The 24,868-nt window shown below is 42.3% G+C and carries 21 protein-coding genes and 1 pseudogene; 4 read left to right on the forward strand and 18 right to left on the reverse strand.

Annotation, left to right across the window (positions count from 1 at the left end; all coding sequences use genetic code 11):
• The first annotated feature begins 2 nt into the window (after positions 1 to 2).
• Entirely contained in the window at positions 3 to 1,169 is a 1,167-nt protein-coding gene (locus ITG10_RS22135) for a glycerate kinase (protein ID WP_248386874.1), read from the forward strand.
• A gap of 2 nt (positions 1,170 to 1,171) precedes the next feature.
• A complete protein-coding gene (manA, locus tag ITG10_RS22140) occupies positions 1,172 to 2,359 on the forward strand; it encodes a mannose-6-phosphate isomerase, class I (protein ID WP_017633061.1) in 1,188 nt (395 codons plus the stop codon).
• Between the two features lie 225 nt (positions 2,360 to 2,584).
• On the opposite strand, the gene ITG10_RS22145 is transcribed toward manA, so the two are convergent.
• From ITG10_RS22145 to ITG10_RS22155, 3 genes are all read right to left on the reverse strand, one after another.
• Positions 2,585 to 2,875, reverse strand: coding sequence for a putative quinol monooxygenase (locus ITG10_RS22145; protein ID WP_017633062.1), 291 nt, complete (start codon positions 2,873 to 2,875; stop codon positions 2,585 to 2,587).
• 203 nt (positions 2,876 to 3,078) lie between these two features.
• Complete coding sequence (locus tag ITG10_RS22150; protein ID WP_017633063.1) at positions 3,079 to 4,449, reverse strand: endonuclease/exonuclease/phosphatase family protein; 1,371 nt, start codon at positions 4,447 to 4,449, stop codon at positions 3,079 to 3,081.
• 279 nt (positions 4,450 to 4,728) lie between these two features.
• On the reverse strand, positions 4,729 to 5,871 hold the full coding sequence (locus ITG10_RS22155; RefSeq protein WP_017633064.1) for a fatty acid desaturase: 1,143 nt from the start codon (positions 5,869 to 5,871) through the stop codon (positions 4,729 to 4,731).
• 166 nt (positions 5,872 to 6,037) lie between these two features.
• Between ITG10_RS22155 and ITG10_RS22160 the strand changes: the two genes are divergently transcribed.
• Positions 6,038 to 6,583: a GNAT family N-acetyltransferase gene (locus ITG10_RS22160; protein WP_017633065.1), complete on the forward strand. Its 546-nt coding sequence runs from the start codon at positions 6,038 to 6,040 to the stop codon at positions 6,581 to 6,583.
• Between the two features lie 206 nt (positions 6,584 to 6,789).
• Here ITG10_RS22160 and ITG10_RS22165 read toward each other — a convergent pair whose 3' ends face one another.
• From ITG10_RS22165 to ITG10_RS22180, 4 genes are all read right to left on the reverse strand, one after another.
• On the reverse strand, positions 6,790 to 7,815 hold the full coding sequence (locus ITG10_RS22165) for a GGDEF domain-containing protein (RefSeq protein WP_248386875.1): 1,026 nt from the start codon (positions 7,813 to 7,815) through the stop codon (positions 6,790 to 6,792).
• A gap of 274 nt (positions 7,816 to 8,089) precedes the next feature.
• A complete protein-coding gene (ylqF, locus tag ITG10_RS22170; RefSeq protein ID WP_017631626.1) occupies positions 8,090 to 9,034 on the reverse strand; it encodes a ribosome biogenesis GTPase YlqF in 945 nt (314 codons plus the stop codon).
• Positions 9,035 to 9,537: 503 nt separating this feature from the next.
• On the reverse strand, positions 9,538 to 9,804 hold the full coding sequence (locus ITG10_RS22175; RefSeq protein ID WP_016788587.1) for an AlpA family phage regulatory protein: 267 nt from the start codon (positions 9,802 to 9,804) through the stop codon (positions 9,538 to 9,540).
• A gap of 411 nt (positions 9,805 to 10,215) precedes the next feature.
• Positions 10,216 to 11,745: a hypothetical protein gene (locus ITG10_RS22180; RefSeq protein ID WP_248386876.1), complete on the reverse strand. Its 1,530-nt coding sequence runs from the start codon at positions 11,743 to 11,745 to the stop codon at positions 10,216 to 10,218.
• A gap of 16 nt (positions 11,746 to 11,761) precedes the next feature.
• Between ITG10_RS22180 and ITG10_RS22185 the strand changes: the two are divergent.
• Positions 11,762 to 12,680, forward strand: a pseudogene (locus ITG10_RS22185) (IS5 family transposase).
• Positions 12,681 to 12,715: 35 nt separating this feature from the next.
• Here ITG10_RS22185 and ITG10_RS22190 read toward each other — a convergent pair.
• The 11 genes from ITG10_RS22190 to ITG10_RS22240 form a co-directional block, all read right to left on the reverse strand.
• Positions 12,716 to 15,145 (reverse strand): fimbria/pilus outer membrane usher protein, encoded by a 2,430-nt coding sequence (locus tag ITG10_RS22190; RefSeq protein WP_348983572.1) that lies wholly within the window; start codon positions 15,143 to 15,145, stop codon positions 12,716 to 12,718.
• Positions 15,129 to 15,815 carry a fimbria/pilus periplasmic chaperone gene (locus ITG10_RS22195; RefSeq protein ID WP_017632432.1) on the reverse strand — a complete coding sequence of 229 codons (687 nt, stop codon included), beginning with the start codon at positions 15,813 to 15,815 and terminating at the stop codon, positions 15,129 to 15,131. The genes ITG10_RS22190 and ITG10_RS22195 overlap by 17 nt, the downstream gene beginning before the upstream one ends.
• 2 nt (positions 15,816 to 15,817) lie before the next feature.
• A complete protein-coding gene (locus ITG10_RS22200) occupies positions 15,818 to 16,543 on the reverse strand; it encodes a molecular chaperone (protein WP_017632431.1) in 726 nt (241 codons plus the stop codon).
• A 95-nt stretch (positions 16,544 to 16,638) separates the two neighbouring features.
• Positions 16,639 to 17,136: a hypothetical protein gene (locus ITG10_RS22205; protein WP_017080976.1), complete on the reverse strand. Its 498-nt coding sequence runs from the start codon at positions 17,134 to 17,136 to the stop codon at positions 16,639 to 16,641.
• Positions 17,137 to 17,213: 77 nt separating this feature from the next.
• Complete coding sequence (locus ITG10_RS22210; protein ID WP_248386878.1) at positions 17,214 to 17,738, reverse strand: hypothetical protein; 525 nt, start codon at positions 17,736 to 17,738, stop codon at positions 17,214 to 17,216.
• A 958-nt stretch (positions 17,739 to 18,696) separates the two neighbouring features.
• Positions 18,697 to 19,191: a hypothetical protein gene (locus ITG10_RS22215; RefSeq protein WP_017632349.1), complete on the reverse strand. Its 495-nt coding sequence runs from the start codon at positions 19,189 to 19,191 to the stop codon at positions 18,697 to 18,699.
• Complete coding sequence (locus ITG10_RS22220; RefSeq protein ID WP_017632348.1) at positions 19,182 to 19,913, reverse strand: winged helix-turn-helix domain-containing protein; 732 nt, start codon at positions 19,911 to 19,913, stop codon at positions 19,182 to 19,184. The genes ITG10_RS22215 and ITG10_RS22220 overlap by 10 nt, the downstream gene beginning before the upstream one ends.
• 352 nt (positions 19,914 to 20,265) lie before the next feature.
• Complete coding sequence (locus ITG10_RS22225; protein WP_248386879.1) at positions 20,266 to 21,045, reverse strand: MFS transporter; 780 nt, start codon at positions 21,043 to 21,045, stop codon at positions 20,266 to 20,268.
• A complete protein-coding gene (locus ITG10_RS22230; protein WP_248386881.1) occupies positions 21,046 to 21,687 on the reverse strand; it encodes an MFS transporter in 642 nt (213 codons plus the stop codon).
• A 106-nt stretch (positions 21,688 to 21,793) separates the two neighbouring features.
• Positions 21,794 to 22,567 carry a hypothetical protein gene (locus ITG10_RS22235; RefSeq protein WP_346962610.1) on the reverse strand — a complete coding sequence of 258 codons (774 nt, stop codon included), beginning with the start codon at positions 22,565 to 22,567 and terminating at the stop codon, positions 21,794 to 21,796.
• Between the two features lie 399 nt (positions 22,568 to 22,966).
• On the reverse strand, positions 22,967 to 24,619 hold the full coding sequence (locus ITG10_RS22240) for a hypothetical protein (RefSeq protein WP_017632346.1): 1,653 nt from the start codon (positions 24,617 to 24,619) through the stop codon (positions 22,967 to 22,969).
• Between the last annotated feature and the right edge of the window lie 249 nt (positions 24,620 to 24,868).

Genomic DNA, 24,868 nt, shown 5'->3' on the forward strand with positions numbered 1-24,868 from the left:
CAATGAAAATTGTAATTGCCCCCGATTCATTTAAAGAATCACTCGACGCGCATCAAGTTGCGTCTTGTATTGAGCGTGGATTTGCCGACGTTTTCCCTCATGCAGAGTTTGTGAAAATGCCACTCGCTGATGGTGGTGAAGGCACGGTAGGCGTGTTGCTAGAGGCGCTCAATGGTAAGAAACAAGGGTTGCAAACGATGGACCCAATCGGACGTGAATGCACAGCTTACTGGGCGTCGTTAGAGCAGACTTTTGATGGAATTAAGGTGAAAACTGCCTTGTTGGAATTTGCTCAAGCATCGGGCTTAGACCGATTAACGGTAGAAGAAAGATCACCTTTAATTGCATCTTCGTTTGGCACAGGGCTATTGATTAAAGATGCTTTAGATCAAGGCGTTGAACAAATCATTATCGGCTTGGGCGGTAGCGCAACCAATGACGCAGGTGCTGGCATCTTACAAGCGTTGGGAGGCAAGTTATTAGACAAGCAAGGCAACGAGCTATCTGGTGGCGGAGCCGAGTTAAGCCGGTTGGTAAGCATCGATCTTGATGGACTGCACCCGAGATGCAAAGAAGTGACGTTCGTGGTCGCGTGTGATGTGAGCAATCCGCTGTGTGGCGAAAGCGGAGCCAGTGCCGTGTTTGGCCCGCAGAAGGGAGCATCACAATCTCAAGTTAAACAACTTGATACTGCGATCGGTCACTTTGCCGATATCGCTCAAGCACATACGGGTACTAATCATCGCGACACAGCTGGTTTTGGTGCTGCTGGTGGCGCGCCGTTAGGACTAAGCCTAGCGTTCAATATCCAAATTAAAGCGGGTATCGAGATGGTACTCGACGCTTTAGATGCGGATAAGGTACTTGAAGGCGCTTCACTGGTCGTGACCGGAGAAGGACAGATGGATAACCAAACCCTGCAAGGTAAGACTCCTTTTGGTATCGCTCAGCGTGCTCAAAAACTGAATATTCCGACCATTGGTATTGCAGGTTCTTTGGGCAAAAACGTTGAAAGGCTTTATGGCTCAATGTCTAGCCTGTTTGGAACTGTACGTTCTCCTCAGTCCTTAGACCAAGTTTTATCAGAAGCGAGCCAAAATCTGACTCGCACTGCCCGTAATATCGCCGCCACGCTCAAGCTTGGTAGCCAGATTTTTAATGAGAAGTAATTATGTCTCTATTTAAACTCGACAACGTTATTCAAAACTACGCATGGGGAAGCAAAGACTCCATTAACCAATTGTTTGGTATTGTGAACCCAAACCAAGAACCTCAAGCAGAGATTTGGATGGGTGCTCATCCAAATGGTTGTTCAAAGGTTGGCGATACCGGTGAATCGCTTTCTTACATGATTGATGAAAACAAAATCGATGTCTTAGGCGGATACACGGCGGCACGTTTCGGTGAATTGCCTTTCCTGTTTAAGGTGTTGGCCGCTGAAACACCGTTATCGATTCAGGTTCACCCGAACAAGCGAAAATCAGAATTAGGTTTTGAGCGAGAGAATGCACTTGGTATCCCTTTGAATGCGTCTAATCGCAACTACAAAGATCCAAACCATAAACCTGAGTTAGTTTATGCTTTGACCTTCTACAAGGCGATGAATGGCTTTCGTCCAATCGACGATATCATTGCCTTGTTCGAAGAAGCGGATATTCCTTCGTTAGCGATTGAACTTAATGTACTAAAAGCCAATGCCGACAGTGATTCTCTGAAGTCGTTCTTTAGCGCCATTATGTCTCTTGAAGGTGACCGCAAAGCGTCTGCGCTTAATGAGCTTTATGCTGCACATGCGCGACCAGCAAAAACGGTCATGGGACGTGAAGCTCTGCAATACAGCATTGAATTCAAACAGCACTATCCGGGTGATATTGGTTTGTTTGCCCCATTGATGCTCAATACGGTTGAACTGGCGCCGGGTGAAGCGATGTTCCTATTCGCAGAAACCCCACATGCTTATGTTCAAGGCACAGGCTTGGAGATCATGGCAAACTCAGACAATGTGCTGCGTGCCGGTCTTACACCCAAATATATCGATGTCCCTGAGCTCATCGACAACACGATCTTTGAGCCGATTAAGCCAGAAGATATTCGCCTTAAGCCTGTATTGAAAGAGGGCAAGATGAGCTATCCGATTCCGGTGGATGACTTTGGCTTTGATATCTTGTCTGCGACTGATGAGAGCAAGTCACAGTATTTACGTAGCGCGGAGATATTGTTCTGTGTGGAAGGAGAGGCGACCGTCACCTCAGAAGGTCGTACAGTTTCTCTTAAGCCCGGAGAATCGGTCTTTGTAAGCAGTAATTCAAGTGTTTACCAATATCAAGGGAATGGCATTTTGGCTCGTGCTTTTAACTAGTGCCCCCGTGCTAGCGATCAGCAAAAGAAATGTCAGAGTGCCACTGTAAAGTGGTACTCAATATTGATGGTTGTTACCTATCTGTCTTTGACAGCATTAATTATTGACCATACCCGCTACTCTGGCGGGTTTTTTCATGATTAGAATGAGCAAATATAAGCCTGTAGAAAAGACAAACCCTGCGATCAGAGCAGGGTTTTTATTGAATCATTAATGAGTGACGGGTTAGGCAATGTGCGTCATTTTATTAAGCACAAAGGTTTCAATACAACCTTCAGTCGCAGCCATGTAGTCAGCGATATGTTGGCTCGCTAAGTGTTTCTCTAGATGAGCTTCAGACTCCCAGTTCTCATGAAAAACAAAGTGAGCAGGGTTACTGTTATCTTGGTGCAAATCGTAGTTAATACAGCCGTCTTCAACACGGGTTTTATCGATCAATTTAATCATCTCTGATTTAACTAGCTCAGTTTTGTCTTCTTTAGAGATGATCGTTGCAATAATAGTCAGTTTGCTCATTTTCAATTCCTCGGCTTTAAACTCGATAAGTTCAAGTAATATAAGTATAAATTCTGATTGAAGAAAGAGTTCTGAAATCCAATAACTATGGTTATTGGCATCCACAATTCAAAATTGAGAGCATAGATCTAGAGCCGAGTAGGTTATGCTAATAAAAAGCCCTCACAGCAATAGGAGGGCTTCTTAGATCTCAATTGAATGGGTTAGTTACTGAAGTCCGCTTTTACCCAGATCATGCGGTGGTCAGATGATACATCTTTGCCGTTACCATAATCCCCAATTCGTGAGTCATTGAATAGCTTGCGTCCTTCTTCGTACGAAGCTGACCAATAAACACCAGATTCAACAATGTTTAAGGTAGCTGACGGCAGTACGTAGTCGACAGCAAGTCCAAACGTCGAAGTGATACGGTTTGGCTGTGGGTGAGGCAATGAATTATCTACCGCATGTTCTTCGGCGCCAGAACTAGTAGGGTATAGATTACCGTTGGTGACTTTTTGATTAACTAATGAGTCGTTATGCAAGTCTTGCATCACAGAGCTAATGCCGTCTCCATCAACAGGGTCTAGGTTTTGATCGCCCATCATGACAAAGTGTTTGCCTGGTTCTAGGCCGCCCGTTTTTCCAGTGTCATCATAGATGAACGATTTGTTTTGGATGTATTGGTGCCAGAAGTCGACTTCTGCTGCATTCTGCTCAATGTTCTTACCCACATCAAAAGCAGGAGGTGTAGGGTGTGACATTAACAAGTGAACGGTTTCTGTCCCGTTTTTAGTTGGAATTAGGATCGGTGCATCAACGTGGTTTTTTGACGATAGACGAACTTCTTCCCATTCAGCAGCTGTGTACCACTCGTCGCCACAACTCATCCCTGCAGGGATCGGGTTTGAACCATCACACACAGTGATCGTTGGAATCGTCGCGCCTTCAAGATCTTTCCATTTAAATTCTTGGAATGTGCGAGTGTTGGCCGTGTCGATTTCGTATTTAGACATCAAAGCAAACGCGTACTGGCCATGGTAGAAACCGAAGCCCCAAGCGTCACCGGGAAGCTTGCCAAAATTACCGTCATTGTCTAAATCAAAACCAAACTCGTTCAGCAAACCTGTATTGGTCGAATAGCTTTCAAAATATGGGTATGAAATTGGTTCAAGGTTTGCGTCGCCACCTGCACCTTCAATACTTTGAGCGACAGAAAGGTAGTTCTTCTGGAAGCCTTCGAGCGCTGATTTATCGGTGCCAGTACCATCATTGTTAAATTCAGCCATCATAAGCACATCAGGACGATTCTTTTGAATCACGGCTGCAACGTTGCGGATCTGGATAACCTTTGCAGCTGTTACTTTGTCAGCGGCACTAATTGTGTTATCCAGATAATCGGACACCAATGTCGCTTGAACGCTTGGTTCAATCTGCATTTCCGTTACAAGGTCTTGGAAGGTGGCACGATCAAAAGATAAGTTATAAGTCGCGATCTTTACTTCTTCAGGCTGAACGTAATCTGTGTCACTGCTGCAACCAATCAAAAGTGCAGAAGAGATGGCGAAAGCGATAGATGTTTTTAACAATTTCATAAAGTGGGTCCGCTAATTGCTGAAAGAAATTTGGGACGCGCATGTTATGGGATGGATATCATTCTGTAAGTGATATTTGTCACAGGTAAGGCTCTGATATGACATCATGTTGCATTGAAAATGTGACATTTGGAACTAATGTCTGCAATCAGAATAAAGACTTAAAATTCATGGATTTAATTAGAACTGTGAATTAAAAAAGCCCTCATAGCAATATGAGGGCTTTCGAATAATAAGCAAACAGCTTTGTTATTGGTGTGTTAAACGTATTGTTTTGCCTTAAGCATATTGCTCAACCGTCATCGCCCAATTTTTCTTCTGCTGTTCGAAGTTCATTTTGATTTGCTGATAACGAACTTTAAGTACTGAGTGTTCGTATTTTTTCACCACGTCCTCACGCTTGCTTTCAAGTAGCTGCTTTTTGACTTCGTAGTACTCGTTCATGTTTGACACTAGAGCATCAAACTCTTGTTGAAGCTTGTCTGCAATTTGTTGCTTGTCGGCACGGTGCATGATCTTTTGTTGTGTGCGCTTAAGCAGCATGGTCGCTTCAGCTTTTTCAATGCGGGCTTGAGGCGTTTTCTTTAGTTTGCTTGCTAAGCCCATCAATGAAGCACTCTTAATCAACCATTTCGTTGGATCGTATTGCCACCAGTAAATGCCATTACGGTAGTCGTTCTCAAAGATGTGGTGGAAGTTGTGGTAGCCTTCGCCGAAAGTGAGTACTGCTAACACACCGTTATCACGCGCTGTGTTTTTGTCAGTAAAAGGTTGGCTACCCCAGATGTGAGCAAGAGAATTAATGAAGAATGTTGTGTGGTGGTTAAGCACCAAACGAACCGCACCTACGATTAACAACATGCCAATCACGTCACCGTAAATCACGCCTAATGCGATAGGAACACCGAAGTTCATGATCAACGCTAGAAGAACGTAGTGCTTGTGCTGCCACATTACGATCTTGTCTTTCTTCAGGTCACGACAGTTTTCATAGTTTTCATACATTGAAGTGCTGTAGTTACGAATCATCCAACCAATGTGCGAGTACCAAAAACCGCGTTTTGCAGAGTACGGGTCTTTGTCATTGTTATCGACATGCTTGTGATGAACACGGTGATCAGACGACCAGTGTAGAGCGCTGTTTTGCAGGGCAAATGCGCCACCTAATGCAAACAGGAATCTTAGGCTTGAATGTGCTTCAAACGCTTTGTGTGACCATAAACGGTGATAACCCGTCGTGATCGACAGATTACAAAACGTAAAACAGATCGCTAGCCATATCCAGTGCTCCATTCCATAGCCAAAAAAGTAGCCATAAACGGGAGCCGCAACAACAGCAAGCAGCATACTAAAAGAGAATACAAAAATATTAAGCCAGATTAACGGCGGCTTTTTTGTTGATGGTTTGTCAGCACTATTCATTAGCAAATTTCCATTGGGCTTACATCTGTGCGCTAGAATATCAGCGTACACGTGTAAGTCAATATTGAAAGTGTAAACGTGTATTAGTATGTTTTACTTAAATATTGTATAAAGGTAGTGTGAAATGTAGTAGCAAGTCATAAATGGAAGTACTAAGGGCTAATAAATGGAAATTAAGGTAGCTGAATATAAAGATTATGAGCGGATTGCCCAATTACACGCGGATAGCTGGAAGCTATATTACCGTGGCATTCTTGCTGATGATTACCTAGAACATGATGTTTTGGAGGACAGATCTGTTATTTGGCAGACTCGTTTGATAAATCCTCCTTTCAACCAACATGTTTTATTGCTTGAGGAAGGCGGTTTACTGGTTGGTTTTGTCTGCGCGTTTGGTAATCACAACTTTGAGCGTGGCACGTTCATTGATGCGTTACATGTAGATAATAATTATCGTGGACGAGGCGTAGGTAAGCGCTTATTGTCTGAACTGTCGAAGTGGTTGCAACAATATTACTCGGATTCTGGGCTCTACCTAGAGGTGATGTCTGAAAACCATCAAGCCATTGCATTCTATGAAGCGATTGGTGGTAAAGAAGAACTAGAACAAGTTTGGAACGCACCGTGTGGTAGCCAAGTGAACGAAAAAGTCATCTCTTGGGGCTCTCCGGTCGAACTTGAACAGAAGACAGCCAGCGCAGCGTATTCTTAATAGCTTCTTATTGGCTAGGAGTTGGCTGACTCAGAGCTTGCTGAATAAGAGTTTTTTGAATATAGGTTTGTTGCTTTAACGTAGGTTTTTTCTGAAGACACGGTAAAGCTGAAACAAAAAATCAAAGCCCCGAGCATTTAATTGCTCGGGGCTTTTTAATAGTTGTAATCATTATGAGAGGTAATAGTAGAGCTTGATAAAAACGGCTAATCACACCAAGTAACTTGGTTCCTACCGTTTTTCTTCGATATATAGAGCGCTTGGTCAGCATCGTCGATGAGCTGCTCGACTGAGCCAATAGCGAGCGGCGCATGCTTTACTCCTATCGAAATGGTGACTTCTAACCTCAGCCGAGAGGGGGACTCTAAAAGTGAGTCTACCAATGATTTTATTGATGCTTCCGTTTCGCCTTGCACCATCACGAGAAACTCTTCACCGCCATACCGAAAACAGTTACTACTGCTTGGCAATCTCTTTTGAATTTCTGCCGCCAATTCTTTGATTACCATATCGCCCATTTGATGGCCGTAGGTATCGTTAATCGATTTGAAATGGTCGATATCGATCATGATTGAAGTGATCGATAGCTGACGATTGATACTCGGTTCTATCACTTGATGAAGGTACAGGCGGTTGTAGCAACCCGTAAGTGCATCTTGATAGGAAAGGGCTTCGAACATATTAGATTGTTTACGAAGCTGTATAGCTTGTTTGCGTAGTTGTTCTGATTGCGCGAAACGCTTATGCACTTCTAAGTCACGTCTAATACAAGCAGCCGAGATTAGGATATAGGCAGAAAGGTAGACTGAAATAGTCTCTATCTCATGTTTAGGCTCTGCTTCATAGAGCAAGGGAGCAAGGCCAATAAGATAGGACGAAAAGATAAAAGAAAGCGTTGTGATGCTGTACTTGGCAGATAACCTCGAAAAGGTACCGATGTAGATCATGACGAGAATGATGCCGCCTTGGTAATCGAAATTGTTCAGCTCAACAGCGAGTCGACCAACATAGATCAAAAACAGTGAGCTAATAACAAGGAATATGCTCTCGACGAGTTCTAAAACGTTGGGTTTGTTTTTTATGCAATATCTGGCGACAACCATCATCAATATAAAGAGTATGAATCGTGAAATGATGGGGCCAAGGCACTCTGTACCAAAATGGATGTAGTCGGTGACAATAAAAGCACAGAATATTGAGATCGGGATGTAGATGAAATTTATGTACGGCAAATAGATTTCATTATCGAAATAGGTTTTAAATCTCTGATTTTTGAACCCAGAATAGGAGCGCATTGAAAAGCTAGCCGTAATTGATACACAATAATTTGCGTAGTATGTCACAGTGTTTGTGATTGTAAACGGCAGTTTCTATAGATTTGTCAGTATGTTAGCTAGATCAACAAACCGTGGGGACAATATTCACGTTCTAAAGTATATCGAACGCGAATATCTTAGTAGTAGGTGCGAGAGTGGTTAATAAGAACGCTTAGAAAGCTAATCGCGATTAACGCTTGTTCTTCAAGTAACGCTTACGACGCTCTTCTTTCTTCTTCGCTTGCTGCTCAGCTTTCAGTGCCGCAGCTTCTTCCACTTCAACCAATTCTTTAGTGATCATTTCCGGTAGCTCTAGAGTGACTTTACCTAGAGTACCGTTACGCAGTTCGTGAAGTAGAATCTCAGAACATTTGTGAAGGTCGATATGACCACCGGCACGAAGTGCACCACGCTTACGGCCAATCGCTTCCATCAACTCGATGTCTGATTCTGGTAGTTCTTCGATTTGGTAACGTTCTTGCAATAGGTGAGGGTATTGCTTTGCTAGGTACTCAACTGTGTAGAATGCCACTTCATCATATTCCATTGCAGTATCTTTAACAGCGCCCGTTGCTGCTAGGCGGAAGCCACTGTGTGGGTTTTCTACTTTAGGCCAAAGGATTCCAGGAGTATCTGAAAGGATCACGCCGTTTTGCAGGTTGATGCGTTGTTGGCGACGAGTTACCGCAGGTTGGTTACCTGTTACCGCGATTGTACGTCCAGCCAAGCAATTGATGATGGTTGATTTACCTACGTTAGGAATACCCATGATCATCGTACGAATGTTTTTACCCATCTGTTCACGGTGCGGTGCGAGTTTGCGAACCAACTCCATGACATGGTTAACTTCTTCTTTCACGCTGGTGGTGATTGCAATCGCTTTAACGCCTTGCTCTTTCTCGAAGTGCTCAATCCAACGTTGGGTCAGTTCAGGATCGGCAAGGTCACGTTTGTTCAACACTTTTACACAAGGCTTATCGCCGCGCAGTGAAGAGATCATTGGGTTTTCACTACTGAACGGAATACGAGCGTCCAGTACTTCGATGATCACATCAACCTGTGGGATAACTTCTTCGATTTCTTTGCGGGCTTTATGCATGTGACCCGGAAACCATTGAATACTACTGTTAACCATTTGAAACTATTACCTTTAAATTTTAGTTGTTTAATGTGGGGTACAAAGTGGGGTACATAAGATTTGATAAGGAAATCACAATACATGTACTGTTTCGTCGCCACAATAAACTTTGATAAAGAGATCTTAACACTTTATAAGGGTAGCGTGAATCGAATAACAGGTGTGAAGGCGTAGAGAGTATTTAAAATAAATTTCTAGGGATGATTGCGATGGATAAAGCAGATAGAAAGCGATGGAGCTCCTGTTCTTAGCTATATCTTAATTTGGTTCTAGTGATTGAGAGAGGTGCGTATATCAAGGAGGTAGTTTTTAAAATGAAGAGGTTCTGAAGTAACACAACGCTACTGTGTATGGGTGAGTCAAATTCTACGTAAAGAAATGCGCTTAACTCATCATGTTGCGGGATAACAGTGCTCTATAGAAATTAATTGTAAAGTGGAATTTTGCGTTTACATATCGAAGTGAAAATCCCACTTATCATGGTAAGCCTAAAGTAAGAGTTATGCGGCTAATGCTAAATAGCTATCATCAAGAAAGTACTGACGTTTTTCGACTAGCTCTGATACCACAACCTTGAGGTCTTTGCCCAAGACCATTGCAGCAATTATGCTATCAATCTCATGAGAAAGAAATCCAACCGAGTTCGCGCCAAGAGATATTGAAGGTGGGAAAGTTCCATCATTAATTTTGCGATGAAGTGTTGCCATCGAAAATGGGATGCGTGCTAAAACGTCTTTTTTACGTTCGATCTTGAATTTAATGCTCATAAAAAACCTATATGTCACTGTTCAAATCAGTGAAATGAGTGGATGGTTTTCAAATGTTTATGAGAACTAAGTGGCATAATGTGCCAAGGGAAAAATCGTTTGCATAATTTATCGCCAGCAAACAAGGCTCTATATTGTTAGTAACTCCTTCAAGTTGAATACAAAGTAAACTGTGAGGACAGTTTTACGAGGTGAATATGTTAACTGCTACTTATTTGCTTGGTAAAGGTGAAACATTTGCACATGCAATTATTTGTGATTAACCTCACGCTTAGTGGTGCTTTTTGTTTAATGTGTAAGCGATTCAAGTTGTTGGTTTATATAGTTAAATGATTAATACGATAAAGTTAAATCATATAACCTCCTAAATGCCGCGTGTGTAGTGGCATTTAGGGGGCTTCGATCTGAATCCTAGCTGATGGTGTTTCTAAAAGCTAAAGCTCTATCATCAAGTTTAATTCTCACTAAGTTTTTGTTGCCATTGTATCCATGCTTTGGCCATATATACCCCAATGAGGTTAATAGGGATTTTAAGAGTTTGGTTGCTCGGGCCTGTGTACATTCCTCATAAAACTTTACTCTTGGAAGTACCTCATGAAAATATTCATGGTTGTCATAAATTTTTCGCGAAATTTCAAGAACCTGTGGACGTGAAAGTCTAAGTTTTTCATCACGATTACTATATTCAGAACTCTCAAAGGTCATTGAATTCAGAATCTTGGCAGGTTCAATGAGGTGTTTTGTCGTTTTGTCCTTGTTTGGTTGACTAGTCCAGATATGTTTGAAAAGCTGTTTATTCGTAAAAGACATATCAAAAAGAACATCTTCTTCTTTTACTGAACTAATCTGATAATCACGCATGATCTCGAATTTCTTTATCATCGCTTGCTCTTGGAAACCTACTTGGTTTGTTGCCATGAGCCTGTCTACTTCTGTTTGCGTGGTTAGAGGCGCATCCAAAATTGCTTGTATTCGACTCTCTTTCTCCAATCCATTCAATACATTGAGCTGATTTTGTCCTTTCTTCAATAATTCATGGGTAGTGGTTAATATTTGAACATTGAATCCAAGTTGTTTAAGCGCCCATCTCATACTTAATGGTTGATTGCTATTGAACAGCTTGCGCTTGTTAACAAATTCTAGATTCAATAGGTCACAATCTGAATCAAGAAAATTGTTTTGTATTGGTTGATAGTCGTAAATAAAATTTGATGTTAGATAGAACGTTATTTTCGTGCTAGTTCTGAACCTTTTTGAAAAATTAATCAGTTCTTTCACACCCAGCGTTAGATCACTCATCACGTTCACATTGTCTGTATAGTCACTTTCTATCGAATACCCTGAAGCAAGACATGGAGATGCGAAAATCTTGTCGTATTTCAAACATTCCTCAGAAGGATTTTTTAGAAATTTAGCTTGTTCTGATGAGCCTTTGTTAGCTCCTGTAATAACAAGTATTTTCTTACGAAAAGCTGCTTTTTCGCATGGTTGTCCAGATCTATCTTTTAATCCCAAATCTATCATTACAAGTCTGAGTGATTTGAGTGTGTCAAATAAAATGACCTTTTCATTTTTAAACTGGTTTCTTGTATTTGTGAAAACATGAAGCTTGTCTGCAATAGTGACGTTCACATTTTTATATGGGTTATGTGTTGCTTTTATAACCTGGATGTTTTTGCCTAGTTTTTTCAACCAACATAATGTTGTGTCTGTAATATCGGCGTCAGCCACAACAATCTTTGGAGCCCTGATAATTGCTTTACTCAAGATTTCAAAAACTTCTTCTCGTGGCATTGTATTGTTGCTCTTTGAGCAAACAGTCGAAGTGACTTTTTCAAATTCATCGATAATAAGTACGTCGCAACTGAGTAAGAAAGAGGCTTTGTTGCGTAATTCAATGGAACTAAATCCAGAACCTACGATCTGATCAGCTACCTCCACTCTCTCTCGTAGTCCTATGCCTAAGCCTCGTTACAAAACAACCAACTGGAAGCAATACAACCAATCACTCATTAACCGTGTTCTCTGACCTTTTGATTGATGAAGAAGCAATAAGCGGGTGGGCACAAAGCAAACAGAATAAGCGCGGGAGGCCGCGTCGGTTCAGTGATTTAGCTATCACGACAGCACTCATGGTCAAACGAGTTTTTTCTATGCCATTGAGAGCGCTTCAAGGATTTATCGACTCGATATTTAGGCTAGCCCATGTACCGTTAAGTTGTCCGCATTACACCTGCATCAGTCGTAGAGCCAAGCAAGTTGAGGTTTCATTTAAGACTAAAACGAGAGGAGCGATACAGCATCTAGCCATTGATGCTACTGGCCTTAAGGTTTATGGCGAAGGTGAATGGAAAGTCAAAAAACACGGTACGGATGGCAAGCGTAGAGTCTGGCGAAAGCTTCATATTGCCGTCGATACCAACACTCATGAGATCGTTGCCGCCGAGCTAAGTTTATCGACGGTTACAGATGGAGAGGTACTCCCGAACTTACTGAAACAAACACGCCGAAGTATCCTTGAGGTGTCTGGTGATGGCGCTTACGACACGAGAGCGTGTCACGCTGCTATTAAGATTAAGGGAGCTATTGCGCTTATTCCTCCAAGAGAAGGGGCAGCCTTCTGGGAGCGTGGTCACCCTCGAAATCTCGCCGTGGGTTGCCAGAAATTATACGGCTCAAATAAGTATTGGAAAGAGCGGTATGGATACCACAAACGTTCACTCTCAGAAACAGCGATGTATCGAGTTAAACAGTTGCTAGGAGGGAAACTGAGCTTAAGAAATTACAATGCCCAGGTGGGTGAAACTTACGCGATGATAAAAGCGTTGAACAAGCTTACTAGGTTAGGTATGCCTAAAACTTGTCGTATTGACTAAGAAACACGCGAAACGGGTTGGCTCTATATCTAAATTTAATTACGCAACAAAGCCGTGTCGAGTACTAATTGATATTTCCCCGGCTTTAATCCAGAGATTGCGAATATGCCGTTACGATTGGTGAAGAAGTCAATCGGCAACTGTTTTGCTTCACCAAGGTAATGCGCTACACCAGCGACAAGTGAAATAGGGTTGTTACTTTGACGATTGAATAGCTTGCCAATAACAGTTAATACAGCATCAGATCCTATCTGTAGCTGGAATCCCCGTTTATAACCAGGCTTAATCCAAAAAGCACCATCACCTAAGTCATACCCTGGTGGCAAGTTATCGACCTCGTAACCGACTACTTGGCTGTTGTAAGCAACAAGGTCAGGAACCATGGCACTTGCATCTCCTTTAAGATAAACGCGTGCGTATTCAGCATCTTTTGTTGAGTCGACAGCCACGTCATTTTTTGCGAGGCTTTCGTGCTTGCTAACAATAGCAAAGGCTTCGCGCACCGGTCTGCCGATCGTCACAGATGAACCTGCAAAAGCAAGGGCACTACTTATAGTCACGTCAGTATTGTGATTTCGTGTTTCACCACTAATGTCTTCAAGCCGCGAAGCGTGGGTCGCGTTTAATTCATAACGGTTGGCCGTGTAGTTAATACCAGCATCTATATCGGCATCCGTTTCTTCGTTAGTAATGACACTCGCAAACGCTGATATCCCCCCTGTGTTACCAATATTATTCTGATAGCTGTAATCTAAGGCGGATTCATTAAGCTCTGTGGTGTAACGACCGACAACACGAGTTTGTCGACTAAGAGGCCAACTTATGGTGACAGTAGTGCTGATATCATCGTCTTCGGTTGCGTTATGCCGATAGTTAACGCGTGCACTCCAAGTTGCGGGAGTATCAAGCAGTCCATCCGATAAACTCGGGCTAATCAGCCAATAATCGTTCTCTTTGTCTACTCCTAAGCGATAATTGAGGGTCATGGCGGCACGTAAAGACTGACCAAGGTAAATGGAGCTGAATGCAGACACATAATGAGTGGTTAAGTTGATATCGATATCGGAAGCATCAAACCCTGAGACCCCAGTAAAATTGTTGGCCAGATATTCATAACTCACACTCAGTTGTGGGGACAGCGTGTTCGTATTGGAAAACTCCGCATCGAACGCAAATTTGTAAGCGTCGCCAGTTCCAAAGGTAGGGTGTTCGCTACGAGAGGCAGTGAGTTCAGTGACGCCCCATGGAGAAGCGAATAACGCGGTGGCACCATATTGATAAAGATCTTCACGGGTTTGAAGGTTCGTGCCCAACGTTAACCAAGGGCTAATACCCACATCGATATAACCATGGAGAATACGCTCGTCGGTTAGGTACTCTAGTTGTCCATTTTGTAATTCAGAAGGCGCTCCATACATGATGCTATATTCAAACTCACCGCTATTGAGCAAATCGTTACCGGTTGCAATAGAAAACTCGATGCGTTCTTCATTACCTGAGCGGTCGGTGATGACGAGTACAATATCATTGCTGCCTTGCGCCAGGGGTATATCACTAAGGTTATAGCTACCAGCGCCTAGGGTTAATCTTTGGACAGCAATCCCATCTATATAGACATCGACATTTGAGGCCCTTTGAAGTGTGAATGATTGATTGGCTCGTGGTCGCGCATTTCTGGTTGGAATTAGCGTGAAATCTCGAGTTAAGCCAATACCAAGTATGTCGGTGCTGTCCTGAAAAGATTGACCACTGTTGTACATATCGCCGAACACAAATCGTGTGCCTTGTTCTGCAAAATCAATATTAAGACGAGATCCTTCTCTTACGTATCGTGAATCTTGTGATGAGCTGTTTTCTAAATAAGATTCATACTCAAAGTTTAGAAAACCAATGTTAAGTGCTGAGTCAAACTGACTGCGATAGAGGTCCTGCCTTGACGAATTTTGATCGACATATTGGCTCTCATTGGCCGAAAGGGCAAAGTTAACGTATCCGCTAAACAAACTTGGCTCAGCATAGTTATAAAAATCATCTGCGCCGTTCATAGACAGTTGCTGGGTTAAGCTAAATTCAGGCGGTACCGTCACGATGCATTCTAATGAAGAGAAATCGAAACTCAGACCTAATCCTACGCTCTCAAAATGGTACTGAGACAGCATCTCATCGTCTGTCGTGTCATTGAGTTTCCCAATACCTTCTTGAGTTACGACGGACGAAAGGAGAGAAAGCGTACTTTCCTTCGGTAACAAGATTTCATTGTTTGCGGTAATGATAATGTCCGCTTCGCCAAGTATGGTGTCACTTATCCTTAACAAAGAGGTAAGTTGAATATCGCGTCCAGTGGGGTTCAAGACCATTTCTTGACCCCAAGCAGCAGGGCTTAAGGCAGCACAATAAAAAAGTACTAATACCAAGACATACAAAACTTGCCATATGTTGTGATAGGTTTCAGTCTTCATGCCCATTGTAAGTGCCCACTGGTAAATAATTTAAAGAAGAAGGCAAAGTAATAATGGAGCGTGGTGGAATAAACTGCTCACCTAAAGCCTCATGTACTTTTTGGCTCAGAGATTCGAGCCCCGAAAAATGAAGTAACGATGTATAGGTAAATCGTGACCCAGAATTAGTGAGTGTTAGTTTGCCTTGTTCATCTATGTGTAATTTCACGTCAGGCTCTAAAGAGGATGAGTGAATGTGCAGCAACGCATTGTAGTGAACTTGTAAATTGATACCGGTTGTTAAACCGATGGGTTTGTCTATTCTCGCGTTGTTTTGGCCAATATTCACGGTACTGAAGCGAACGAAGTAACTCTGGGAGGTTTCGAGCGATCGGTTTCCCAACCACTGTATACGGAATACCTGGCGTGCTCCGGGTTCCAACATTGCGGCTGGTGGAAACACAAACATCTCTTCACTCGATAGATCAGATGTCTCGAACGTACCATCAGATGAGAAGTTCAATCGACGAACGTTAGCTTCAAGCGGGAGAGCTTGTGTTGAGTTGTTAGTTACAACTAGTTGCGACGTCGCCCTGTGATCGGTGTTGAGCTCGATGACGGTTGGAAACAGTGTTATGCCAAACGTTTGTGCACACAGAAGCCAATAAATGAGCCCACCCAAGATATAGTGTCTCATTGCTATTGATCCTGCTCTATTTCAATCGCTAGCGTGTCTACATTGTAATTCTCAAGTGGCTGCATTTCGAAAAAACGAGTGGAGTAGGGAAGCACTAAAGTCCCCGGAATACGTTTAGCGATTTCTACGCCTTTTAAATAGGTTGAATTTTTACCATCAGATATCTTCCATGTTGTATTGGTTAATCGACCATAACTATTACCACTGTTAAGTACTTCAAGAACCCATTTGTTCTTTTTGTCATTTTGTTCGATGCTTTTAATTTCTAGCTGAGAAGCCGTGTTCTGAGGTCGCACGTTGATAAGCGTATTAAACTGAAGCAAAAGACTTACTTGCCCTTGGTTGCTGCTCGCTCTTTGAACTTTTACTTGTTTAACAGCAATGCGATACGCTTTAGATTCTCTGATGGAAGGATCGCCCAAATAGCGCACCATAATGGATTGCGATCGTCCAGGTTCTATTATTGCGGTCACCGGTATCACTAATAGCTCGTCATCTGCAGGCGTCGTGGTCTCTTTCCCATATTCGTTCATGGTCATAAATACTGGAGACAATTCAACCGTGAGTGGTTCGGTTGAAGAGTTTTCAACCCTCATGGTCATTTGAGCTCTTTTTCCAAGCGGTGTCATTTCCATAGACATCGGTTCGACTTTGAACGCATGAGCGGACAGACAAGTGAATGACAATAGGAAAAGAACGACCCATTTATGCATGATCCATTTATACATAGCGAAGAGCTCCAAATTAAACTTATGTCGTTGAGATTGAGATTGAGATTGAGATTAAGTCGGAGGCCAAATAATAGCCCCCGACTTATTAACCTCTAATTTGAGGTGATATTTACGGTTAATGTATCTGAGTAGCCACCTGCCCATGGGGAGGTTTCAGTAGTCACAATATCAATAGATGCGGCAACACCTGTCGCTAATGCTCCAGAACCGCCATAAGAATTACTGACTGAAACATCATTTAGACCTGGGCCCCCTGGCGCATTAAGCGTGAAAGGAGCTAAGCCTGAAGGATTAAATGTTGCATCGTATGTAAGAGCGTAGTCTTCGCTATCATCTGACTCTAGACCACCTTCAGCACTTGTCAGTGTCACAGTTGCACCATCGACGTCATTACACTTCATGTTAAGACCACTAACAGAAAGGTTTTGAATTTGAGATACGTTACCAAAGTCCATCAGTTGCGTTGAAAGACCAGTAACCTCACATACAGGTGAAACAAATCCAACTAACTGGACATCACCTGGAGCGGCTTGGACTTGAGCACCAAAAATAGCTGTGACTGTTGCTGCGTAGAGTGTTAGCTTTTTCATTAGAAATTCCTTTATCTTAAATGATTGGCTCGAATACTGCTGAGCGTATGTTGTTCTGCAGATACATTGCAGAGTTTTTACTTTGTCACGCTATGAATCGAAGGGTAAACTTCGATCTCAATAACGTCTTGATAATAACCTGCGAAACGCAAGCGATTTTCGAGTGCTACCTTTAGGCTCCCATGTTGAGAGAAAGGAATAACACCAGAACTGTTGATCATTACCGGTGAAGTAAGTTGGCTGCTGTGTCTACTTTCATAAAGACGAATTTCGTCTATTTGTAATGACAAATTGTAACTCTCAATAATATCAACCCCTTGATGTTGATATTTTAATCCGCCATGTTTTGAGTTGATCGTTATACCCAATGGACGGTTACAATAAAGATTAAAAGGCAACGATTGCACATCACGGTGTTCCGTAAAATTCATAACGTTGCCAGAAAAGAAATTTATTTCGCATCGATCTTTGATCTGACCACTAATTCCTAACGTTAAGTTGTTAGCGCTGACATGGAATGAAAGTGACAGGCTAAAAATAAACGTGGATACGATGAAGTTATGAAGAATCAAAAATACTCTAATCATAATTTCACCTCTCACTGATTGAATGTAACTTGTTGCTTAACTGTGAAAACTATAAGAGCTTCAAAAAAAAGTGAAGTAGTAAAAAAAGTTGATTATTAATGAGAAGTATGAAAATTAGTATGATTTTATCTCTAGAAGATAAGGCCTAAAATTTAGATAGTAATTTATATTCAATTAGATACATAGATTTCATCCAGGTGACAGGTCGGCGAAGAATTTTGATTGGATTGATAAACCGAGTGTTATGGTCTACGCGTAGGGTCTTATATAGATTGAGGGAGCGTTAGTCTCGTTACTAATGCCTTAAAAAATATAAGTGGGTCGAATCTGAGATGATAAAAATCGAATCTAGACAGTATGAAATGTGGTCAAAAAACACATGACAATTAGCAAAAAAATAATGTTTTTTTGCAATGAAATGAGTTAATTAAACTTGATCAAGCGTAACGTGCATTACTACTAATTATAATTTCTAGTGCGGGTAATATTAGCGAAAAACTGTTGTTAAACTTTGATTATTTTATTCTTTATTTATGAATTAATTTTTGCTAATTGATGTGGCCTGAATTTAAAGAAATTACTAAACTTAAATATTAAACTAATTCTACAAGCTCTCTTCATCGGGCCAAAACAAGAGAGTGTTACGTTACATCAATCGATGTGTTTTCTTGAATATTAATCTTAGTTACGACAGTTTTACCATGGTGTGTTGGTGAGTGATTTTCCAGATTTGTTGTGTAAACCAATTAAGCGACAAGAAGAAGCTTCGATATAGTCACCACAAGTCTTAAACTCATGCTTAAGCCTCATTACATAACAAAGTCGTTTGGATGTAAGAACCAATTGCTACCTATGTAGACAAGCGCCGTTTTATCGCTAAGCCTTCCATTACTGCGAAGTTACGAAAATAGTAGAAAGTAACGCGAACATAGTTGGGTTGATTGATGAGTTAGGCCAATAGGGTAGAGAGCTATTACTCTCGACGCTTAAGAATAACCCCCATTTTCTCTCCGAACGCGAGGGTCAAATACATGAAGGTTTCATCATCATCGATTGCCCATGACTTACCTGAGACTAGGCTACCTGTTTGTGGTAACTGGCGGTTCAAATAGGCTTCAAGTGCTTCTTTGTTAGTGTAATTTAATTCGGTTAACGAGAAGGTGATCTTTGAGTCGACCCGCCCTTGAACTTGTATGTTACTGGTGACGCTGGTTTGAAAAGGCGCAGCAGTGCTAGATTTTGGTTCGAACGTGGTAATTAACCGCGCACTCTCAGATTCGGGGCCATCTATGATGAGTTGAGTGCTGATGTTTAGTGAGCGCTCGCCATAGTTAACAGTTGTGTGACCGCTCCAAAAACCAGTAAATGGTTTAGTTGGTGTGTAGTTCAGCTGGAATAGCAGATAGCCCAGCACAACACATATCGCCCAGATGGAGAGCACTTTATAATGCTTGGATTCTAATTGCATAACGTAACTTGCTCTTGATAAGCACAATGAACGGTTTCTTCATCGTCTTTTAAATAGATCGCCACAACTTGTTGATTGTTGTCGATAACCACTGTTGGTGTTTGGGATAATGTGTCTATGTGTTGGGCTTCTGCTTCGACCACTGAAACATGTTCTAGATAACGTGCCGATGGAGCGAACCAAGAACCCACTCCATAACCAATGACTACCGCTAATAAACAGCCTATCACGGTCGCAGCGCCAAAACGTTGTAGGCGACTCTCATCTTGAGGTCGAATATTGATGTCACTTAATCGATTGAGTTCTTCAACGTTAACGTCAACAGGGTCAAAATCGCCGTGCTCAAATGCTAAGTATTTTGCTGGAATCTCTGGGGAAGAATGTGGGTTTTCCTCTACTAACTTTGGTGCTATCGCAAGTAAGTAACCCTGCTTTGGAATAGTGCGAATAAGTGAGCGTTGATCGTCACCCATAGCTTTTCTCAATCGTTTAGCCAATTGATTTATTGTCGCATCCGTCGCATAGGTGTTTTCATACAGCTCTTGCACGATGTTTTCACGAGATAGAACGTCAGGAACCCGTTTGATCAAGGCATTTAGCAAAGCCGATTCTTTTGCTCTTAATCGAGTGAGGGTATTGTCTTTAGACAATACCCCTGATGTTGATGAATATAAGTATTCGCCAATCAGGTAAACAGGCGGTTCTAAAGTGAGTTTGGTCATAGGTAAATAGCTGAATTGAAACTGATTTTATTATTACATTTTAGTCATAATATCGTCATCAAATTTGGGTGTTTTGAGGGTGAAACTGTGTCCGTGGCCGAGGTTCTGAAAACCTGATGAGATTGTAGGTGAAAATGAGATGAGAAGTAAGCCACGAACCTTATGGAACGTGGCCTAGAGTTACTCTATAGCAAGCCGACTACAGGCTTCAATACCGATCAATCCGACAGAAAAAAGAAGCAAAATGGAAGAATGAAAGTTAATCAAGCGTGACTCTGCATTGAGTTTCAATAGCTTGGTATGTTCAACTTTTGGAATCTTAGTGTCGAATAAATATTGACTAAGCTGACCGTCAGTAATGTAAGGAATTACCGGACTGTTTCCTACGGCTTGTTGTATCGCATAGGAGTATTGTGTTTGTGCTGATTTGGTCACGTATTTTGTGCTCCATGGTGGCTTGCCCAATTCCTGCAATCACCGATACCCCAATGGCGATTCCAATGTTTCTTAATGTAGCTTGAACGCCACCAACACGCTCTGCTTCTTTTTCTCCAACCGCTTTGGTTATGATCACGATGGATTGAGATGACAACATGCCAATCCCGGCACCGAAAATAACCATTGCTAGGTAAATCAGTCGGTTGACCTCATAAGCAGATGAACACAGCCAAGCTAGGCCAGCGGCTCCGCAGCACAGGACAAAGGCACACAAAGATATGTACTTTTCATTGAACTGTTTTAATGCGATAGGGGTGATGATCGAAAACAAGATTAAACTAATCGCAAAAACTAGAATGATGATGCCCGTTTGTAAAGCCGACAGGTCGATGGCAACTTGCAAAAATGCGACTAGCGTAAAATTGAGTCCACCGAAGATCACGTACATCGATACCAGAATAACAACCCCGAGACGGAACTGCCTGTTGTGAAACCACGAACTCGGAATTAGTGAACTGTCGTGCTTGGACTCAAATTTTTTTTCATGCCTAACAAACACAGCGAATAGAGCGAGACCAATAAAAAGTAGCCAAATCGCAGGGCTCATAAAAGAAAGGTAAGTCGGTAAGTCATAAGGTGAGTTGTTTTGTAGAACTCCCCATTCCGGTGATTTCAGCAATCCAAATATAATCAACTACATGCTCCCAGCATTTAGTGCACTGCCGAACACATCGAATTTTTTAGGCTTCTGATTATTGAGTGGAGTGATCCAACAAATAGCATAAGCCAATGCGACGCTGTAGAAAATCCCGGTAGCGATAAAACCACTAAACCACGCTAAGTTATCAAACATCCAACCACTGACAATGGGGACAATTGCGGCCGCTAAGCCTGTTGCTGCGGCAAGCAGTCCAAATATATTAGCGCGTTTATTAGCGGGAAAGTGGCCGACCACTAAGGCGATGGAGGAAGGCAGGATCGCAACTCCGGCTAGTCCGGACAACGTGCGTGAAACAAGGGTTATCCACTCTATTGATGGCGCATACAATTTCGAAGCAGAAGAGATTATCCCAAAAATAAGCCCGCATATTAGCAGGCGTCTCCAGCCTATATATAAACCAAGGATTCCACTTGTCAGCATCAATGAAGCACCAACCAACGGATAGATGGTGCCAGCGACTTTAAGCGCCTCGACATTCGAATTGAACTCAGCAATCAAGGCGCTGGTAGCTATCGCCATGGTTGCTATATCCGCAGAGATACAAAATTGCGCAAGGCAAAGCGAAATGATTAAACGAGTAATGTGGGATTTAGATGGATCAGATGTTGTGTCCATAATGCACTCCAAACAAAACTAAAATTGAGTTATTAAATAGATGAAATTCATAGTGCCTGGCACCTTTTAGTCGGCAGAGGCTCCCGTTGGAGCCTCATTTGAAGTGTTAGAACTGGTAATTAAACTCTACGCGGTGCGCGCCATTTGAAATGTCGACATTTTCGCTCCAATTCGCGAAGTAACGTACGTTGAATCGAGGGTTGAACTGGTAAGAAGCGGTAAACTCGTGGACCAAAACACTGTCACTGTTTTCGAAGAAGTAGTCTTTAAAGGTGTCGGTTCCCGACAAAGTCATCATGTACATTGGGTTGTAGTTAAGCCAAATCTTGTCGGTAAATGTGATTTTGCTGTAGGTACCAATAACAGCCAAGGTGCCAGGAACCGTGTATCCATTACTTGAGGTCAGCCCTGCTTTATCAAGGTTATTACCAAATGCAAAACCGGCTCCCGCTAATGGGAAAAGGGTGATGGGGCCGAATGATGGAAACGCTTGGATCATGGAGTAAGACATGGTGCCAATCTCTTGAGCACCGGCGTTAGTTGCGGTGGCGTAATTTACGTCAACTTGGCTGCCACGACCATTGGTTAGGTCAACTTCAAAGTTACGGTATCGTATTGAATCTATCGAATTATTGCGCTCACTTGAACCGCTCCATCCAACAGAATCGCCAGCGAACCCTTTTACTTCAAAGATGTTCATTCCTACCTCGGTACTTACTCCAGTATTGTAAGTTGCCCCTATTTTTAAGTTAATGCCGTGGTTAGAAAAGCCGATTCCTGCTTGTGTGTAGATGGAGAGTGGGTCCGACATGTCTTGTACTGACTCTTCTGCTACAACAAATGGTGAACTAAGAATCAAAGGTAATGTAATTAACTGCATTTTTTTCATGGGTGGACCTTTTGGTTTACGTCGTGCTTTTGTGGCGAACGTTTAAGTGAGCCGTGTAGCACTGTTGTTTGTAGGAAACGGAATCTGAAATCGTTATTTATGGAAACGAGATTATGTTAAGAGGGAGAATTGATGGGGGGAACCAACGTAAACCAACAAATTGTGTGTCATTTTTTATTTTAAATTAATTCAACTTAAACAATAGGTTAATAAGCTTATGTCATATTTTTAGTTAGCTTTATGTTGTAGTTGAGCGTGTCTGATTATGTAAGAAGGGTTGAATACAGGTGATGAAATCCGAATCACGGAAGCTAGGCTTTGGACGATGAGTACACAGTGTAAAAAGCCAGCGTGTTAGGCTGGCTTTGAAGGAGGAGAGAGCGCTAATGTTTAAAAGTTGCCGTAATAAAGTTTGAACAATTCAGAGGAGTAAATCGAGTGTTCAGGAAGTTCAGAACCGTTTTTGAGTAAGTCGTCTTTGGTTAGTTCTTTTAGGTTATCGACAATAAATATATGTGCTTTTGCATACTTCTCTAATAATTTGAAGCTGATCAATCCTAAGTCGTAATCGGCTGTTGAGTGGTAGGCATAGCTAGAGATAGCCCAACCGGTGGAAATCGCATTTAGGTCATCAAACTTGGCGAACGGTGGATGGAAGTGTGTTTCATCGGCCGCAGGATCTTGATAATAAAAATCAGCAGTGGGTAGGGCGAAAGTATCAACGGCTTTTTTGAAGATATTGAGAAGCAAGGGGCTTCGGTTAGTAATGAGCTGCATTGCGGGAATAGCTTGGTTGCTCTTGGCTTGAATCGGACCTTCTTTCGTTAGAGCGATTAAGCCGAGCTTCTCTGGGCGCAACACCATCAGCATATCGTCGCGAACGAATAGGTGGTTCTGTTCAATAAATAGATCAGTTGCACCAACACCAGGATGCTCGTGATCGCCTACAGAGAGGATAAGCAAGCCATGGCCTCGTTCTTCTATTGGGCGAGCTGCATAATGCTTGGCAGCGGCCATGACCATAGCAGCGGTTCCCGCGTTGTCGTGTAAGCCATAGAAGTAGGTGTCCGAGTGGAACGTCATCACAACGTATTTACCTGAGGTGCCCGGAATGAAACCATAAACATTGGATGAAGAACGTACAGTGCCATCTTCCATCTCACCTTGCACACACATTTTTATCTTCAATGGTTGCTCTTGTTCAGCGCGATCCAGCAACTTTCTCAGATATAAACCATCATCGTAGCCTAGAGAAATCCAAGGCAATGCCGTACCTACTGAATCGCCGCCACCCATAGCTCCGACTCTTGTTGCGATCTGTTTAGCACCCGGTAAAGTCCACCAAGCAATAACACCCGCAGGCATGCCATATTTACCTGTAGCAATACGAGAGTAGGCAGTTCGAGCACTTGAATACATTGGACCGCCACCCGAAAAGTCTGCTTGTAGAAGAACGATTTTTCCCGCTAGGTCTCTTCCTGAAAGTTCAGCCGATGACCCTTGTCCCACATAAATAACTTCAGCCTCAATGCCCTCTGATGGCGTTTGTCCGGAAGGAAAAGGGGTGATGGCGTCAGTAAAGGTGTGCGGTTCAGTTAGTTCATTAGAAGTCGTAATCGTCAGTTCATTGAGAGTAGGAAGCCACTGCGGAGTACGGATTGGAAACTCGTCTTGGCGCACATCTTCGATCCCAAAAGAGCGTAGTGTGTCAGCGACTAAATCTTGAGCTTGTTGCTCGTATTTCGTTCCTTGAATTCGGCCCCATAGGATGTTGCCATCCGCTCGAGATTGCTTAGAAATCTCCACGAGCTTCATCGCGAAATTTTCAATATCAGCGGCATTGATATCATTGAAAGTATCGTCTTCAGAATACGGTCGAGGAGTTTCTTCCATTTCAAGCGTATGGAAGTGGGTTTCATGAAGCGTTTGCATGGTTTGACTAAGCTCTTCTGGCTTTTGAAATGAGATATCTGCCAAGATTTTAATCATCTCTTCAGGAGAGCTTGCCATATTTTGAGTTGGTTTCGTTGTAGGGTTAGTCATCGATGACCTCTGTGTTTAGTTATTAATTTGATTTAATACTATCGAGCAGAGTGCACCTCGGAAACGAAACTAAAATAACAAAACCTATGTCATTTTTTGTTATCGGTAGCTTTATGATTTTTAGAGTTTATCTTAGCTTTTGAGTGTGAAAGAAATCATCGATTTCAAATATGTTTAGCTCTATTTTTAGGCTGCTTTCTTTGGAATTTTCAATGTGCGTGATTATTTTTTTGCCGACGTTATAAGAAA

The sequence above is a fragment of the Vibrio sp. ED004 genome (assembly GCF_023206395.1).
In the GTDB taxonomy this organism is placed as follows: domain Bacteria; phylum Pseudomonadota; class Gammaproteobacteria; order Enterobacterales; family Vibrionaceae; genus Vibrio.

Excerpts from the sequence above, each read along its gene's own strand:
- ITG10_RS22135 (WP_248386874.1), top strand. The coding sequence starts at position 3 with ATGAAAATTGTAATTGCCCCCGATTCATTTAAAGAATCACTCGACGCG.
- manA (WP_017633061.1), top strand. The coding sequence starts at position 1,172 with ATGTCTCTATTTAAACTCGACAACGTTATTCAAAACTACGCATGGGGA.
- ITG10_RS22145 (WP_017633062.1), bottom strand. The coding sequence starts at position 2,875 with ATGAGCAAACTGACTATTATTGCAACGATCATCTCTAAAGAAGACAAA.
- ITG10_RS22150 (WP_017633063.1), bottom strand. The coding sequence starts at position 4,449 with ATGAAATTGTTAAAAACATCTATCGCTTTCGCCATCTCTTCTGCACTT.
- ITG10_RS22155 (WP_017633064.1), bottom strand. The coding sequence starts at position 5,871 with ATGAATAGTGCTGACAAACCATCAACAAAAAAGCCGCCGTTAATCTGG.
- ITG10_RS22160 (WP_017633065.1), top strand. The coding sequence starts at position 6,038 with ATGGAAATTAAGGTAGCTGAATATAAAGATTATGAGCGGATTGCCCAA.
- ylqF (WP_017631626.1), bottom strand. The coding sequence starts at position 9,034 with ATGGTTAACAGTAGTATTCAATGGTTTCCGGGTCACATGCATAAAGCC.
- ITG10_RS22175 (WP_016788587.1), bottom strand. The coding sequence starts at position 9,804 with ATGAGCATTAAATTCAAGATCGAACGTAAAAAAGACGTTTTAGCACGC.
- ITG10_RS22190 (WP_348983572.1), bottom strand. The coding sequence starts at position 15,145 with ATGGGCATGAAGACTGAAACCTATCACAACATATGGCAAGTTTTGTAT.
- ITG10_RS22195 (WP_017632432.1), bottom strand. The coding sequence starts at position 15,815 with ATGAGACACTATATCTTGGGTGGGCTCATTTATTGGCTTCTGTGTGCA.
- ITG10_RS22200 (WP_017632431.1), bottom strand. The coding sequence starts at position 16,543 with ATGTATAAATGGATCATGCATAAATGGGTCGTTCTTTTCCTATTGTCA.
- ITG10_RS22205 (WP_017080976.1), bottom strand. The coding sequence starts at position 17,136 with ATGAAAAAGCTAACACTCTACGCAGCAACAGTCACAGCTATTTTTGGT.
- ITG10_RS22215 (WP_017632349.1), bottom strand. The coding sequence starts at position 19,191 with ATGCAATTAGAATCCAAGCATTATAAAGTGCTCTCCATCTGGGCGATA.
- ITG10_RS22220 (WP_017632348.1), bottom strand. The coding sequence starts at position 19,913 with ATGACCAAACTCACTTTAGAACCGCCTGTTTACCTGATTGGCGAATAC.
- ITG10_RS22230 (WP_248386881.1), bottom strand. The coding sequence starts at position 21,687 with ATGGACACAACATCTGATCCATCTAAATCCCACATTACTCGTTTAATC.
- ITG10_RS22235 (WP_346962610.1), bottom strand. The coding sequence starts at position 22,567 with ATGCAGTTAATTACATTACCTTTGATTCTTAGTTCACCATTTGTTGTA.
- ITG10_RS22240 (WP_017632346.1), bottom strand. The coding sequence starts at position 24,619 with ATGACTAACCCTACAACGAAACCAACTCAAAATATGGCAAGCTCTCCT.